General features: G+C 42.9%; 14 protein-coding genes. 2 read left to right on the top strand and 12 right to left on the bottom strand.

Features of this window, described 5'->3' with window-relative positions; translation table 11 throughout:
* Position 1: 1 nt before the first annotated feature.
* From pilM to ACFPTP_RS12010, 12 genes are all read right to left on the bottom strand, one after another.
* Positions 2-955 carry a type IV pilus biogenesis protein PilM gene (pilM, locus tag ACFPTP_RS12065; protein ID WP_381445209.1) on the bottom strand — a complete coding sequence of 318 codons (954 nt, stop codon included), beginning with the start codon at positions 953-955 and terminating at the stop codon, positions 2-4.
* Between the two features lie 21 nt (positions 956-976).
* Positions 977-1,420: a prepilin-type N-terminal cleavage/methylation domain-containing protein gene (locus ACFPTP_RS12060; RefSeq protein ID WP_381445207.1), complete on the bottom strand. Its 444-nt coding sequence runs from the start codon at positions 1,418-1,420 to the stop codon at positions 977-979.
* 119 nt (positions 1,421-1,539) lie between these two features.
* The gene (locus ACFPTP_RS12055) at positions 1,540-2,751 is read right to left on the bottom strand and encodes a type II secretion system F family protein (RefSeq protein ID WP_381445205.1); all 1,212 of its coding nucleotides are present in this window, start codon (positions 2,749-2,751) and stop codon (positions 1,540-1,542) included.
* A 2-nt stretch (positions 2,752-2,753) separates the two neighbouring features.
* Positions 2,754-3,791 (bottom strand): type IV pilus twitching motility protein PilT, encoded by a 1,038-nt coding sequence (locus ACFPTP_RS12050; protein ID WP_381445203.1) that lies wholly within the window; start codon positions 3,789-3,791, stop codon positions 2,754-2,756.
* Between the two features lie 10 nt (positions 3,792-3,801).
* The gene (locus tag ACFPTP_RS12045) at positions 3,802-5,460 is read right to left on the bottom strand and encodes a GspE/PulE family protein (RefSeq protein WP_381445201.1); all 1,659 of its coding nucleotides are present in this window, start codon (positions 5,458-5,460) and stop codon (positions 3,802-3,804) included.
* Between the two features lie 30 nt (positions 5,461-5,490).
* Positions 5,491-6,855: a VanW family protein gene (locus ACFPTP_RS12040; RefSeq protein WP_381445199.1), complete on the bottom strand. Its 1,365-nt coding sequence runs from the start codon at positions 6,853-6,855 to the stop codon at positions 5,491-5,493.
* Positions 6,856-6,878: 23 nt separating this feature from the next.
* A complete protein-coding gene (locus tag ACFPTP_RS12035) occupies positions 6,879-8,099 on the bottom strand; it encodes a hypothetical protein (protein WP_381445197.1) in 1,221 nt (406 codons plus the stop codon).
* A gap of 18 nt (positions 8,100-8,117) precedes the next feature.
* Complete coding sequence (locus ACFPTP_RS12030; protein WP_381445195.1) at positions 8,118-8,585, bottom strand: prepilin-type N-terminal cleavage/methylation domain-containing protein; 468 nt, start codon at positions 8,583-8,585, stop codon at positions 8,118-8,120.
* A gap of 31 nt (positions 8,586-8,616) precedes the next feature.
* The gene (locus tag ACFPTP_RS12025) at positions 8,617-9,027 is read right to left on the bottom strand and encodes a type IV pilus modification PilV family protein (RefSeq protein WP_381445193.1); all 411 of its coding nucleotides are present in this window, start codon (positions 9,025-9,027) and stop codon (positions 8,617-8,619) included.
* 123 nt (positions 9,028-9,150) lie between these two features.
* Positions 9,151-10,872: a GGDEF domain-containing protein gene (locus tag ACFPTP_RS12020; protein ID WP_381445460.1), complete on the bottom strand. Its 1,722-nt coding sequence runs from the start codon at positions 10,870-10,872 to the stop codon at positions 9,151-9,153.
* 24 nt (positions 10,873-10,896) lie between these two features.
* The gene (locus ACFPTP_RS12015; protein ID WP_381445191.1) at positions 10,897-12,600 is read right to left on the bottom strand and encodes a sensor domain-containing diguanylate cyclase; all 1,704 of its coding nucleotides are present in this window, start codon (positions 12,598-12,600) and stop codon (positions 10,897-10,899) included.
* A gap of 84 nt (positions 12,601-12,684) precedes the next feature.
* On the bottom strand, positions 12,685-13,893 hold the full coding sequence (locus ACFPTP_RS12010; RefSeq protein ID WP_381445189.1) for a bifunctional folylpolyglutamate synthase/dihydrofolate synthase: 1,209 nt from the start codon (positions 13,891-13,893) through the stop codon (positions 12,685-12,687).
* A gap of 62 nt (positions 13,894-13,955) precedes the next feature.
* Here ACFPTP_RS12010 and ACFPTP_RS12005 point away from each other — a divergent pair, with 62 nt between their 5' ends.
* Complete coding sequence (locus ACFPTP_RS12005; protein WP_381445187.1) at positions 13,956-14,822, top strand: ATP-grasp domain-containing protein; 867 nt, start codon at positions 13,956-13,958, stop codon at positions 14,820-14,822.
* Positions 14,819-15,616 carry an ATP-grasp domain-containing protein gene (locus tag ACFPTP_RS12000; RefSeq protein WP_381445185.1) on the top strand — a complete coding sequence of 266 codons (798 nt, stop codon included), beginning with the start codon at positions 14,819-14,821 and terminating at the stop codon, positions 15,614-15,616. The genes ACFPTP_RS12005 and ACFPTP_RS12000 overlap by 4 nt, the downstream gene beginning before the upstream one ends.
* The last annotated feature ends 33 nt before the right edge of the window (positions 15,617-15,649 follow it).

The following is a 15,649-nucleotide window of genomic DNA, read 5'->3' as shown; positions in this document are numbered from 1 at the left end:
ACTACACCTCTTTCAATGCCAACCCGATCGTCCGGTTAAAGGTTGCGGGCAATTGTTGTCCATCTGGAAGCTGAAGCGGCTGTTTCAGCAAGCGTTCCGCTTGGATCGAAAACCGTTCCCGTATAGAGGACAACAATCCTTCCATTTCGCCATATTCGCCATTTACGAGCAAATGTGTAATGGAAGCATTTCCGTTATGTAAATTGTATTGATAAAAATTCATCAGCTTTTCAAGTTCCATTACAATCGTTGTCGGCGTGATCGTATGTGGATCTGCTTGGACATCCGCAACTATCGAAAGATCGGCGGACTGCGACAAATCAACGGGACGCATGAAAAGAGGGTAATGCTTATGGAAAATGGATACGGTCAATTCGCCGTCATGCATATCCGCGATGAGAACATGCTCTTGTCCGCTGAATTGATACATCTTATAAGCAAGCCGATAGAGCGCAAGTGGCCCGATATCCGCCACGACAGGATTCAGCTTCACCGCTTTGAGGACGTCTTCATATTGATCCAAAATACTTTCTTTCGACGCAATTAAGATCGCTTCCTTGCTGTCCTCGTTCAAACTGCAAGGGACGACATCAAAAACCGGATCATCAAATGGCAAATAGATCGTCGAACCGATTTCAATGAAGAAATGCCCTTTCAATTCATCCGGCTGAATATCATCCGGATACGGCACCTTACGAATCATCACATATGTATCAGGAGCAAGGAATTGGACATCGCGCTTCGCGATGCCCCATTCCTTTATGGTTCCCTCCAAAATGACCACAAGCGCCTCCGCATCGACAATCTTCCCCTCGACGACCGTGTTCGGAGGAAGCATCACTTCCTCCGCGCAATCAATAACGATAGGGTCCTGTGACTTCAACCGGACAAAACGGACGGCATCATCTTCAATTGTAAGTGTAGCCGGCTGTTTGCGGCGGTTGAATAGTTGCATTAAGGTAGCTCCCATTTAAATTTATTTTTTATTTATTTTCACTAAATCTCCATTTCCACTTTTTGCATCCGCTTTAGAGATTGCTTCATTTGTTGCGTTCGCAAAGGTCACAGTTGTTTTATCGCCAACAGTTGTCGCACTCAGTGTATTTCCACCTTTTGTATAAGTGACTTTTCCGTCATTATCCTTTCCAAAACTACCTGCATTATCTAAATAATTCTGAGAAACTAATTCTGCTATGGAAACTGGTTGTGCTCCAGGATTTTCTACAAAATAAATATTTGCAGCAGCTAATACGTTTTGACCGTCTGAAAATTGAGCTTTCACCCTAGTATTTTCTATAATCCCACCAATCGCCGGTACAGCAATCGCTGCAATAATCCCCAAAATGACAATTACCGCCAAAAGCTCGACAAGCGTTAACCCTTTTTCGTTTTTCAAACGTTTCTGTAACAACTTTTTCATCATACTTCCTCCTTATTCTATCTTATTTTTAATTTCAAATTAAGAATACCAAACTACTAGATATAATGAAACTATCAACCTATATTTATATATAACTAATTATTTTTCGACAAAATTCGTTACATATTATCTATTTCAGTGAAGAGGCTGAACATCGGCAACAGGATCGAAAGTACTATCGTTCCCACTAGTCCCGCTAATAGGACGATCATGAGCGGTTCAATCAATGCTTTTAGCCGGTCTGTAGATCCATCGACTTCCTTTTCGTAGAAATCCGCCACTTTTGCGAGCATCGCATCGAGCGACCCGGTCTGCTCCCCAATGGCAATCATATGGGGAATTAAAGGCGGGAACGCCCAATGTCCTAACATCGGCTCTGTCAATGAGCCGCCACGTTCCAGTGATTCTCTCGATTCGCCGACGACCTTTGAAATGACTTCATTTTCCACAATCTTTTCCGTCATTGACAACGCCTGCAAGATCGGAACAGAACTAGCAAATAAAGAACTAAGCGTCCTTGTTAACGTAGCTAATGCTGATTTCTTCATCAGGTCGCCGAAAATCGGAATACGCAACAGCATCGTGTCGAGGACATATTTCCCTTCCTGATTGTTGCGCATCATCCAGACTCCAATAATAATTGCGGCTATTATCAAAATGAATAAATACCAATAGCTGACCATAAAGTCACTTGCTTTCAACACAAACTGCGTAAGCCATGGAAGCTCGCCCCCGACACTTGCGAATAGGTCTACGAACATCGGGACGACGAAGGTTAACAGGAAAATAACGACTCCTATTGCTACAACGCCAACTACAATCGGATAAGACATCGCGGAAATTACTTTTTGTTTTGTCATATGCGCTTTTTCATAATGCTCCGCAAGCCTGTCCAATGAGTCATCGACCGTTCCGGACATCTCTCCCGCTTTAATCATGTTGATGACCAATGGCTCGAATACTTTCGGATGTTTCATCAGCGCGTCCGACAACGAACCCCCGCCCCGAAGATCATCCCCTACTGACACTAATATCTTTTGGAACGGCTTCGATTCGACTTGTAATGAAAGAATGCGAATAGATTCCACGATTGTGACGCCCGCACGGAGTAAAGTCGAAAACTGACGAAGGAACATGATGAATTGTGTTCGTTTGATCGATTTTCCAAGATGAATCTCTTTCGTAAGAACGGTTTCTGCTTGTTCGGTCAAATTGGTTATCCGGATTCCTTGGCTCTTCAATTTTAAGGCAGCTTCACGTTTATTCGCAGCAACAACAACGCCGGATCTTTTTGATTTTGCATCACGGCCTTCATATTTGAATCGGGCCATCGTTAATCATCACCTTCAATGTACGGTTCTGCCGTTTCGTAAGAGATAAGTCCACGGTCTAGAAGCTGTCTGACCGAAGTATTCATCATATGCATCCCCGTTGATCGGTTCGTCTGGATGACATTAGGGATTTGATGAACCTTTTCCGAACGGATCAAATTCGAAATCGCGGAATTGTTGATCATCAATTCGGTCGCGACTCTCCTACCCTTTCGATCCACTGTCTGAAATAGTCGCTGTGATAATACAGCCGTCAATACGCCGGCCAACTGGACACGGATTTGAGATTGCTGACCGTGAGGGAAGACGTCGATGATTCTGTCGATTGTCGACGCAGCGCTCCACGTATGAAGTGTCGCCAACACTAGATGCCCTGTTTCAGCGGCAGTGATGGCAGTAGAAATCGTCTCCAAATCCCGCATTTCACCGACGAGAATGACGTCGGGGTCTTGCCGTAAAGAGGCGCGTAATCCATCCGCGAATGAGATAGTATCGAAGCCGATTTCGCGCTGGTCTATAATAGAAGCTTGATGGAAATGCACATACTCAATCGGATCTTCGAGTGTGATGATGTGCTTCCGCATCGTCTCGTTCATATAACGGATCATCGCTGCAAGCGTCGTCGACTTCCCTGAACCTGTTGGGCCGGTAACCAATATAAGACCTTGAGGAGTTTCAGCCAATGACTTTAATATCCCAGGCACTTTCAATTCATCGATTGATGGAATTGTCGTCGGGATTGTTCGAAAGGCTAGCGAAATTGAACCGCGTTGTTGGAATGCATTAACACGGAAACGGACAATACCCTTCAATTCATATGAATAGTCGATTTGCCCTTTTTCGATGAATGACTCAAATAATTTATCCGGGATTGTTGACTTTGCTGCCACTTCCGTAAAAGTATCGTCTACAGAAGTTTCCCCATATCGCTTCAACTCGCCATGAATTCGAAAGACCGGTGGAACCCCGACCGTTACATGGATATCTGATGCCCTCAATTCAAATGCCTTTAATAAAATATGATCAATTGTTTCATTCATAGCTATACCCCTATTCGACAAGTGAAACACGCAACACTTCTTCTGTCGTTGTGATGCCCCTCTTAACTTTTTCCAATCCGTCATCTATCAAACATACAGTGTCATTTTTCACAGCAATCTCTCGCAACATTGCAGGCGTGCCATGGTTATTGATCACTTCACGCATTTCATCGTCAATAATGAGCACTTCGTGAATCGCAACCCGCCCTTTGTAGCCAGTCATATTGCATGCAGCACAGCCCGGTCCACGGATAATCGTTTCAATATCCCTACCACGTTTCGCAAAAATCTCTTTTTCCCGGTTCGAAGCAGGCATTTCACGCCCACAATCCCGACACACACGTCGAATCAACCGCTGCGCGATAATTGCATTGACAGAAGCTGTGACTAGGAATGGTTCCACTCCCATATCGATCAGTCTTGTAATCGATGCGATAGAGTCATTCGTATGGATAGTGCTCAGGACGAGATGTCCGGTCAAGGAAGCACGAATGGCAATTTCCACTGTTTCACGGTCCCGGATTTCACCGACCATAACAATGTCCGGATCCTGCCTCAAAATCGACCGTAAACCGTTTGCAAACGTAAGGCCGACTGCCGGATTCACTTGAATTTGATTGATGCCCTCCAGTTGATATTCAACAGGATCTTCGACAGTGATGATATTAACTTCTTCCTGATTCAATTTATTCAAAGCTGCATATAGCGTAGATGATTTACCCGACCCAGTCGGTCCTGAAATCAACACGATACCGTTCGGCCGTTCAATCTCCTTCATGAAACGCTCCAGATTAACTGGACTGAAGCCTAATTTCGTCAAGTCGTTCAACGTGCTGCTTAAATCCAATATCCGCATGACGACTTTCTCTCCGAAAACCGTAGGTAATGTTGAGACCCTAAGATCGATTGGTCTAAAGTCAATTGTCGCTTTGATCCTTCCATCCTGCGGTACACGATGCTCCGTAATATCAAGACTCGACATTATTTTAATACGTGCAGTAAGCATCGCTTGCATATGCTTCGGCAAATACCGTTCCGTTTTCAACAGACCATCGACCCGGAAACGGATGACGACTTGATGCTCCTGCGGGTCAATATGAATGTCGCTCGCCTTCTGCGTAATGGCAGATGACAATAACTGATTGACAAGCCGGACGACAGGGGAATCAAGATCAGTCAGTTCATCTTGCTGCTCCCTTGTTTCCTGAGGCTGTTCGACAAAAAAGTCTTCCAGGAGATCGTCTTCGTAATACTTCGATATTGTCCGCAATATATCGTCCTTGGACGCAATCGCCGTTTCAATATGGAAACCCGTCGACAATCGCAAGTCGTCGGCAGCCAAATAATCCATCGGGTCGGACATCGCAACAAACAACCTGTCCCCATCGGCTCTTAATGGAACGAGTAAATTCCGCTTTGCAAATTCTTTCGGAACGACGTTGAACAGCTTCGGGTCAAACGGATACCTGAAAAGATTGACGTGGGGAATCCCAAGTTGGAATTCCAACACCTCAATCAATTGCTGCTCAGTAATATAACCTCTCTGTAGAAGCGCGTCACCAAGTTTTTGTTCCTGCGGCTTTTCTTCCAATGCGGTTTGAAGCTGCTTGTCTGTAAGGAGACCTGATTCAACGAGCAAATCGCCCAAACGTTTACGTGTTGTCGCCATATACATCCCCCTTTCACTACTTTACGTCAATCATTTTCCTGATATCGGGAGGCCGCTTTTATCGTAAATAATTTTCCCTTCATTCCACTCTACATTGGTTTTTTTATCAACATTCTCGAAATTGTTGGAGTTGTGAGTGTCATGAGAGTAGCCCGAGTCCATTTCACCTCGGACGGAAGAGCCATTTCCCGATTCAGTAGCAGTTTCACCATTTTGCGATAGGTCAGATTCATCACTGTCTGTAATGTGAGGCTCAGAAGAATTCCCACTCGACAAAGGATAGATTTCAATACGATGAATTGGTGCATAAAAGTCTTCGGAAATATCCTCTGTTTCAACGATTTGCCCATCGACAGACATCTTTCGTTTCACAATCGCTTCCATACCTTCTTCACCTTCCTGTGAAACGACCACTTGTCCGTCGTGTACGAACGAGCTATATTGTCGGATCGTCCTCGGTTTAAACGATTCTATATTGGTCATGCTAGGTTCGTATATGTAGTAGAACGGCAGGCCTTCGATTGATAAATGGATTGCCCCAGCAGACCAAGCTGCCCGAATGGTGAATTCTGTCTTATTCGGGTTCGTGAACTGGAAGTCGAGCCCTAATGACTGATTCATTGCCGCTTCGAAGCCCGGTTGGAAATTGGGAGATACAACAGTACTAATATTCCGTTCATCAATCTGGAAATTTGTTTGTAGAACTGCGCTGTATAATATGGAAGAAAGCAATGTCATTTCCTCATCACTAAGCGGTCCTATTTCAGGGCTCGTCAATAATTCCATCATCGAAAACGATTCAAAAGGCTGTACGACCGAATTGTCCAGTGTATGTATCGCCTTGGTTAATGCAGACGAAATCCCGTCAATGCTATATTCGGAGGACGCCACTGCCTCATCGGGAATCACGTTCTTTCCAATATAGTCTGTAATATGGACATTTTTAGGCATGATGCCTGTTTGTAATTCTTTTTCAATTCCGTCAGCAATCGAATCGATAGCTTCCTTTGGGAATTGAATACGTGGCAGTTCTTGATTAAGGACAGTTTTCAATCCACCTCGTGACACAGTAGTGAAAATAGGATTGTCTTCGCCTGAATTAGCATTTGCCAGGGTCATATCTATATCGAATTTGATTGATTCAGGCGGAAGGGAGAACTGGATGTCTTGGTAAATAAGGTTCACTTCCAACATGGACTGAAGCTCTGAAAAATCAGAGGCTAATTTGGATTTAGCTTGTTTGGTTTTACTATTGGAAATGTTGAAAGGGCCGATGTATGTGTGGTCGGAGAATCTCTTATTGTTGAATAATCCCTCACCTGCAAACGTGTTTTTCGCAAAAGCGCTAGACAGCAGAAATGCAAAAACAATTAAAATAATATAACTTTTTCTCACAAAACAACCTCCGTGGATTCATATTAATAGTTAACATCCACTAACAAATCGAGTGCAGACTCAAATATTTCGTATTGAACAACCTCGGATGAACCACTTTCAATAAGAGGTTGTCCGATACATTCGTTAACAAAATCGACTAAAGACCCAGATCTTTTAGGACTGTTATTCGCATTACTTGGCCACACTGGACTTTTCGAAGAAGAATAAAAGTAAACTTGAGCGGGTTTATCAAATGATATTTTTTCAATATCGCTTTTTGAAAAACCATCAACGTTCACGCAAATTTTTCCACTACTTTGAAATCCAACTGAGATTTTATCCGTAATTTTTCCTTTATTATCTTCATCGCCTAAAAGAATAAGTTTACCTTTCATTTGATTCATATTTTTCCCATTTAACGAGTTAACAATCAAAGTAAAATTAAACTGATTCATATTGTTTGCATCCAAATATCCATTATGAACCCATATTAAGCCGCCTTGGTTGTTTGGATTATTAGCAATTTTATTGCCATCTGAATAAAACTTTCCTGATGAGCAATGTCCATTTTTTTCACTGCAGCCAACATTTTTTACAAAGTCACTTTTATCTTTAAAAAACTTATAAATGTCAACAGGCTTCGCGCTTGGCTGATTATTATTGCCACTTTTACGAACAACGAATTTTGGCACTTCATAAGCTAAAACCGTTTTTAATAGTTTTGGTTTTTCGGCTTTTGAGTTGCCGATTATTCCTAGTTTGATAATTAGCTTACCGCCATTTTCCTGCCAGCTAACTTCATTTTTGTCTATTTGAAAAGAATATGGCGAGCTCCCAACCTTAGAAGACAATTTAACGTTTATCGGTTCAGATATTTTTATACTACTGACCAAAGTCTCAACTTTTTTTAGGTAATCATCTTTAGCTTCTTTCAAAATAGTTTCAATCGATTTAATGTTGCATCCTGGTTTTGTTGTATTGGGCCGACCGCCACAGTCATTTAACTTAGTTAAATCAGCCTGAATTCCATTAAGTACTTCTTTTTGAAATTTACGTTCCTCATTATTAACTTTTCCAACGTAGTAATCCACACCCATCTCCGCAGCAACAACTGCTAAATGATTCTGATCGACTTTCTGCTCTTGCTTTGCATTACTCAAACTTCCCCTAAAAAAAACAGCTGAAACAGTGAAGATAAAAACAATTAAAAACAAGACAACTAGTAAAGCATATCCTTTTTCACTGTCAACTGTTTTTCTCATAGCAATCCACTCCGATTCTTAATCAGGCTGATAACGTGTAATTTTAGAATCAATTGTTACCTTTGGATTTTCCTTAGCAGGATCACGTACAGTTAATTTTATAGAATATGACGCGTTAATCCCTTTAGAAATTATTGGGTATATCTTACTTTCTTCAACTGCTAAATCTGTATCAACGTACATTGCATAATAAAAATCATTTGCAATTTGCTCGCCGCCTTTGTCAACTCCATTTACTATGCAGTGATTGATTTGAATCTTTTGGTGAGTTGCCATTAAATCATATGTATCACATTTCCGATGATATTGTTGAATTTCTGTTATGATTCGATTGGCTTCTTGCTGCCAACGCAACTTCTTCGTTTCAACAATATTGTATTTCATGCTAACTAACACAGTTGTCCATACAAGGGTAATGACTAAAGAAACGAGAACAAGGGTAACGAGAACTTCAACTAATGACATTCCGCTCTGTCTTTTAATCACGTACCCTCCCCCTCACCTTTCCGACCCAATATCAATTGCGTATATAGCCAAACGTTTCACTAATCGCATTATCTTCTTGGCCTGGCCTAAAATATTTGATATGAACTTGATGCAACGTGACTTGTCCTGCAACATTTCCATCGGGTTTTAAATCCGGTTTCATTGTATATGTCAGTGTAACTTTATAACCGTTTTCTTCTTTCGTAATTAGACACCTTTCGGTTTTTCCAGCGCATTCTGAGGGAATGCTAGAATACCTTATCTGATTTAGTTTATTTCTTGCTAAATTCATTGTCTCGAGCTTACTCCCGGTCTTCTCATTAAAATTCGTCATCTGTGGAAAAACCGTCATAAACCCAACGAAGACGATGCCTAATATGACGAGGGCAGCCAGTATTTCGACAAGGGACATCCCTTTTTCATCAACCTTTTGGCTTCTCATCAGAACATCGCCTCCCTTACTATGGTTCTATTAATTACAGCATACAAAATCCAAAGGTACTAATCAACTAGTCTATGAATTTAGTGAAAACATAATAGAAAAAGACCGGTGCTCAACCGGTCGTTAACTGACTACATTTTCTTTATCTTCTTCATAAACCCCTACCCGGTTCCTTCCTGCCTGTTTACCACCGATATAAAGCGCGCGGTCCGCATTGCGCAGCAATTCTTTTCCGTCTTTTGCATCCATCGGCATTGTTGCGACACCGATGCTCACCGTCATATTGACGATTGTCGGTTCTCGATCCTCGGATAGATCCGGTATGATTTTGAAGCTCGATTCTTCCATTTCCTTACGGATCATTTCTGCGAACTCCACAGCGTCTTCTTTTTCATAATCAGGCAGTATGATTACGAACTCTTCGCCGCCGTACCTGGCTAACGTCATATCGGACGTTTGGTAGCTCCTTAATAGAGCAGCAAATGCGCAAAGCAGATCATTCCCGCTTTGGTGCCCGTATGTATCGTTGATGGACTTGAAGTGATCGATATCCAATATGATTGTAGACAGCGTGGCAATTTCGCCTGTATGATAACGGACCATCTCTTCATCCAGCTTTGATTCCAAGTAGCGGAAATTATAGAGCCCCGTTAATCCGCATCTTACGCTTTTTTCCACCGTCTTCTCATAGTACCTTGCCTTTTCTACCGCGGTGGCAAGATAACCGGTCAATAGGTCCACCATCTTTACATGCGCATCTTCAAATGCGTATCGTTGATTTGAAGTGAGGATCAGGAAAGCCTCCGTCCTTTGATTTCTTTTAATCGGCGCTGTCATGACACTTTCCACCAATGGATCAAAAGTGTATCCTAACAGCGAATCGATCCCCTTTTTATTCAAGAATAACTTTGTCGTTTCCACATCGAGGCCATCCCCTTCGGACCTCTTTTGTGGAAATGTAAACCTATTCGGTGTGCCGCTGCGGAATTCGCCTTCCTTGAATGCAAGCATGACAAGATTTTCACTCATCCTGAAATCGACGATATAGGCGCTGTCATAGGGAATGACTCCCTTGATCTTATCAATGAATGTCAGAAGGACGTTTTCCACGCGCAAGCTATCAGCCAGTTGGTGGCCAATTACTGTCGATGAAGACAATACTTCGTTCAGGTTATTAGATTTCATATAATTACTCGTCACTAGCAATACGAGTAGGAACGGAACACCGATCAATAAAAACGCTTCGCTTCCGAATTCCTGCATAAGCAGGCTGAATGTAATCGCAAAAGGAAGAAGGAGGATTGCTATGACATAATCCCATGAAACCACCTTCTTCATTCCTGCCAAGTCGATCTTCAACCATTTAAAGAGTAAATAGATAATGACGCTATTAATCAATGAATAAGCTGATGCATAAATGAAGCCGGCAAGCAGGAATGTACCTAATGTCATCTCATGCAACGAGCCACCGACAGCATAAAAAATAGCACCGCTGATTGATGAAACAACAGCAAAGTTAATCGAATTGAATGCAAACCGAAAAGCTTTGGGCGTAGGTGATTTCTGGCTGAAAAGAAGGATGAAAATGGCGATTTGCATGAAAATCATTTCCGCTAAGATTCCATATTGGAAGAAAAGGGAGAAAATGACCCACTTTTCCAATGTCATGCTTACTTTGTCCAGTGAAATCGAAGTCATCAAAGTCGCAACGAGGATTGCCAAATAGATGACCAGGTTCACATAATTATAAGATTCCGCGGGAAAGTAGTTGAGGGCTATGTAGAACGTCAAAGGAACAACAAGTAGCCACAGAATATAGATCGTTCTTTTTTGTTGGGCCGTCACTATCAATTCCTATCCCCTCCTTTGTCATCTTACGTATTCTGCCACTCGGTCCCTTCCCGCCTGCTTAGCACCGATATATAATGCGCGATCGGCATTACGCAATAAATTCATCGCTTCATCCGTATCAGTTGGCGCATTCGCTACACCAACACTGGATGTGACTGACACTTTCACTGGATATTTATCTTCACCCAAATCGGGAATGATCGTAAACGCATGCTGCTTAATATGCAATCGGAGCCTTTCCGCAAAATCAACCGCTTCCGCTTTTGAAAAATCCGGCAATATGTAGACGAACTCTTCGCCTCCATACCGGCCGATCGTCCCGTTTTCCGGCAATGCCTTCTCCAATATTCTTGCAAATCCGTATAAAATGTCGTTCCCGCTCTGATGACCGTACGTATCATTCACTTTTTTGAAATGGTCGATATCCAGCATGATGAGAGATAAGTCATTGATATCCCCCATGCTCATCCGATTCATTTCAAAATGGAGCTTTTCTTCCAAATATCGATAGTTATATAGTTTCGTCAAAGCGCACCGTTCACTCCGCTGCAATGCTTCGTATACATACCTCGCTTTTTCAAGGGCAACAATATAATAGGATCCTAGCAAATCCAAAATCTTCAGCTGATATTCCCCGAATGCGGATTTCCGATTGGAGCCCAAAAGGAGGATGCCATTTGTTTCATTGTTATGGGTCAATGGGATGCAAAGAACGCTTTCCAATTCTTCCGGCGCAGAATTTGTGGCATATTGCTCCCAGTCTTTCCGCTTTGAATAGATGACCGGCTCCTTCTTCTCAAAGACCATCCCTGCAATTCCTTCTCCAAGTTGGACTGTTTGGAAAGGCCGATCAACAAAACGCTTTTTCTCATACCATTTTTCAAGTTCCAGCCATTCATCATGATTCGTAAAAAGAAAGACATAATCGGCTCTGAATAACTCACTTGTTTTCTTGATGAATTGAGTCGAAACGGATTCTTCATCCGTCATGACGGAGAGCTCACTTCCAATTTGCCCTGCTTTCTTTATATACTGATTGATCTTTTCAGAACGGCTATGCAGGCGAATAATCGTTATTGTCATAAAAAAGGGAAAGCCTAAAAGTAAAAAAGAAGCAATGCCGACCATATTAAGCATCAAATAGAAAGTCACAGCCAATGGTAAGATGAGAATCAGTGTAGCATATTCAAAAATATTATCTTTTGTCGTAAACGGACTTTTCAATCCCATTGCTTCAAAATACATATTTAGTAGACCGAGATTCGTTGTTGTATGTACTAGCCGATATACTGCGACTCCAATTAGTAGAGTCCAAAAATCCATCGATCCTGTTTTGCCGCCGACTACAAAAAACGCGCCAGCCGCAACAGTCGATAAAATGAACATGATGATGGAATTGATGAAAAAACGGTGGGATTTCTTTTGGCTGCTCTTTTTCACAAAAAGAATTGCCAACACGGACAGTTGCATAATAATCATTTCAATAGCAATTCCATACATGAGAAAAGCGGGCAATGTCGCCCACATGACTAAAGTTATCGGTTGTCCATTCATCATAATTGGAAAAACTGCTGTCAGCACACCGAAAATGATAAAGAGCAGCAAATAAGCATAATTTATGCTTTCAGGCATCTGAGTTATAAGGAAATAAGCGATTCCCGGAGGAACGATGAGCAACCAGATAATAAATAGGATGATTGTGGACCATTTCTTTTCAGACACCGCTCATGCACCCCTTACCAAGTATAAAAATCAGTGAAATGATAGGGTGTCGTCCAATTGACGATAATCAAATCCTGTAGTTTCTTAGTTCAAAAGACTACTGATCAGATAAAGCGACCCTGCGACTATTTTCTTTCTATCATTTCCCTTTCTTAGTATTATAGTATCATCTAAATGTTTTGTCACCCTTTTTCTATTATACTGACAACTGGATAGTAATTCCTCCGCACTTGCGGCTTGCGGATGAGGAAAAGTGACAAAAGTGAAGGTTGCTGCAACAGGAATCAGCTCATCGAGCGTTTTCTTAATGTCTTTTGATTTGAGCATGCCGATGACAAAGTCGACTTTTTCACCGGGAAATTCCGATTTGATCGTCTCTGCAAGCATTTTAGCGGCAGCTGGGTTGTGCGCTCCATCGATAAAGACCCCTTCAGCGATTTCCTGGAATCGGTATGGCAATGAAGCAGCAGCAACGCCTTTTTCAATGGAATCCTCATTCAACGAGATGTTTGCCTGCAGCAATGCCTCGATTGCAATTGCCGCATTGACAGCTTGATGAGGGCCTTTCATCCTACGTTCCTGAATCGGTACTCGGTTTGATTCTCCTACAAATTTTTCATCGGCCACTGTGAAGTCAACGTTGAAAACAACAAGTTCGCTGTGCACCTCAAGCGCTTTCGTTCGTATGACTTGCATAGCCTCCTTCGGGAGAGGACCAACGACAGCCGGTGCCCCCTCTTTAATGATTCCCGCCTTATGATCAGCGATTTCCTCAATCGTCCCTCCGAGAAACCCGACATGATCCAACGCAATGGAGGGAATCACAGAGACAAGCGGCATGATCACATTCGTACTGTCCAAACTGCCCCCCATACCGCACTCCAATAGGACATAATCCGGGGTCAGCCTTTCAAAGGTGATAAAAGCTGCAACCGTCAACAGTTCAAAATCCGTCAACATGCCGCTTAGCCCCGCTTCTTTCATTGCCATGAAAGTCCTGTCCATCTCTTCTGGGCTGATCGGCATTCCGTTGATACGGATCTGATCATGGACATCGACCAGTGCCGGGGAGGAAAATACACCTGTAGAAAACCCATGCTCTTTTAGGATGGATTCCATAAAGGCGATTGTTGAACCTTTTCCGTTCGTTCCCGCCACATGGATGACACGCAGGCCCTCTTCCGGGTTTCCCACCTTCCGCAAGGCAGTCCGGACGCTATCGAGTCCCGGCTTTATTTCATCATCACTTTCTATTTCGAATCGCTTTTTATATTCATCAAATTTTGGAATCAAAACAATCGCCCCTTATGGTAAAATCAGCATAGGTTAAGTATATCACGGCCGGAGGGAACGAAATGAAAAAATGTTGGGTCATCTATAATGGAAGTTTGACGAGCGATAAGTTCCGCGATCAGGCGGAACTTGTGAAGGATGCAGCGGAACGGGCTGGAGTTTCCGCAACGCTCATGAAGAATTATGAAGTGCTTATGAGTCTGAATGAACAGCTGGAAAACCGCCCCGATTTTGTCGTCTTCCTGGACAAGGATATTCTGCTGGCGACATTTTTGAAAAATGCAAGAATACCAGTATTCAATGACCCCGAAGTGATTGAGACGTGTGATAATAAGGCAAAACAATATATCCAACTGGCAAAGAATCATATCGCGATGCCGGAAACGATCATCGCGCCGAAAGTGTATCCCAAGTTCACGATCGAAGGATCGGGCTATTATGAGAAGGTGCTCGAAAAACTAGGCTTGCCGATGATTATCAAGGAAGGCCACGGCTCATTTGGCATGAAGGTGTATTTGATTGAAACGAAAGAGGATTTCTTTGCAAAAGTGGATGAGCTTCGAGGCGTCGATTATGTGTTTCAGCAGTTCATAGCGACGAGCAGAGGAAGGGATATTCGGGTAAATATCGTCGGGGGTGAAGTCGTCGCTGCCATGTACCGTTCTTCCGAGACGGATTTCAGGGCAAACATTACGAACGGCGGAGTGGCAAGCGTTATTGAACTGACTGAGGAGCAGGAGGAACTGGCAATCCGTGCAGCAGAAGCGGTCGGCGCCGAATTTGCAGGTGTCGATCTATTATTCGGGGACAATGAAGTTCCACTCGTCTGCGAAGTGAATGCAGCCGCGCATATCCGTAATATTTACAACGTGACGGGCATCAACGTTGCAGACAAGATGATCGAATATATTTTAGGTGAGTTGGGATGAAAGGGCATGTTTATTATTCATCAGCGGAAGCGGAACGCAATCGGGGATTCATTGATGATTTGATGAACCATGCATCGAGGATGGATATTGCATTGACGTTGTTAGTGGATGAGAAAAAACCTGATGTTGACACCGATTTCATTTTATTTCGCGATCGAAATCCGCTATTGTCAGCGAAATGGGAATCTGTAGGATTTCGGGTGATCAACCGGTCGGAAGTGAATCGGATTGCGAATGATAAGCTGAAGACATTTGAACTCGCTTCTTTGTTAGGTGTTTCGGCAGTTCCAACGCAAAAAGCGGAAAATGTGTCTGACCTCCCCTCATTCCCTGTCGTCTTAAAGACGGTCGATGGACATGGTGGCAATGAAGTTTTCCTTTGCCATGCGACAGAAGAAGCTGAGGGATTTTTCGCCGATTTTGAAGGAAGACGTACAATCGTCCAACCATTTATTGAATCCGACGCAACAGATGTCCGCGTTTTCATGCTCGGTGAAGAAGTTCTGGGAGCTGTCAAACGGATCGGGGATGATTCCTTCAAATCAAATTTCACTCTTGGCGGGAAAGTGGAACGATACACGCTTTCTTCTTGGCAGGAAAAAGAAGTCCGTAAATTAGCACGGGCTTTAAAAAGCGATTATATCGGCATCGATTTTCTTTTATTGCCGGATGGCGGTTGGATGCTGAATGAAATCGAAGATCCGGTTGGTGCCAGATCATTGTACCAGACGCATAATTTTTCGGTTGCGGAGAAAGTGATGCAGTATTTAAAGAGGAAATTAGAAGATTTATGAGCGCCTGTGCGATTTTATGAGCGCTAAAAGAGA

It is taken from the genome of Sporosarcina koreensis (assembly GCF_042655825.1).
GTDB lineage: Bacteria > Bacillota > Bacilli > Bacillales_A > Planococcaceae > Sporosarcina > Sporosarcina koreensis.
The sequence above is the reverse complement of the archived record's forward strand: the minus strand, read 5'-3'. Positions and strand labels throughout refer to the sequence as shown.

Coding starts and splice junctions, on each gene's coding strand:
- ACFPTP_RS12000 (WP_381445185.1), top strand. CDS start 14,819: ATGAAAGGGCATGTTTATTATTCATCAGCGGAAGCGGAACGCAATCGG.
- ACFPTP_RS12055 (WP_381445205.1), bottom strand. CDS start 2,751: ATGGCCCGATTCAAATATGAAGGCCGTGATGCAAAATCAAAAAGATCC.
- pilM (WP_381445209.1), bottom strand. CDS start 955: ATGCAACTATTCAACCGCCGCAAACAGCCGGCTACACTTACAATTGAA.
- ACFPTP_RS12005 (WP_381445187.1), top strand. CDS start 13,956: ATGAAAAAATGTTGGGTCATCTATAATGGAAGTTTGACGAGCGATAAG.
- ACFPTP_RS12025 (WP_381445193.1), bottom strand. CDS start 9,027: ATGAGAAGCCAAAAGGTTGATGAAAAAGGGATGTCCCTTGTCGAAATA.
- ACFPTP_RS12060 (WP_381445207.1), bottom strand. CDS start 1,420: ATGAAAAAGTTGTTACAGAAACGTTTGAAAAACGAAAAAGGGTTAACG.
- ACFPTP_RS12050 (WP_381445203.1), bottom strand. CDS start 3,791: ATGAATGAAACAATTGATCATATTTTATTAAAGGCATTTGAATTGAGG.
- ACFPTP_RS12045 (WP_381445201.1), bottom strand. CDS start 5,460: ATGGCGACAACACGTAAACGTTTGGGCGATTTGCTCGTTGAATCAGGT.
- ACFPTP_RS12035 (WP_381445197.1), bottom strand. CDS start 8,099: ATGAGAAAAACAGTTGACAGTGAAAAAGGATATGCTTTACTAGTTGTC.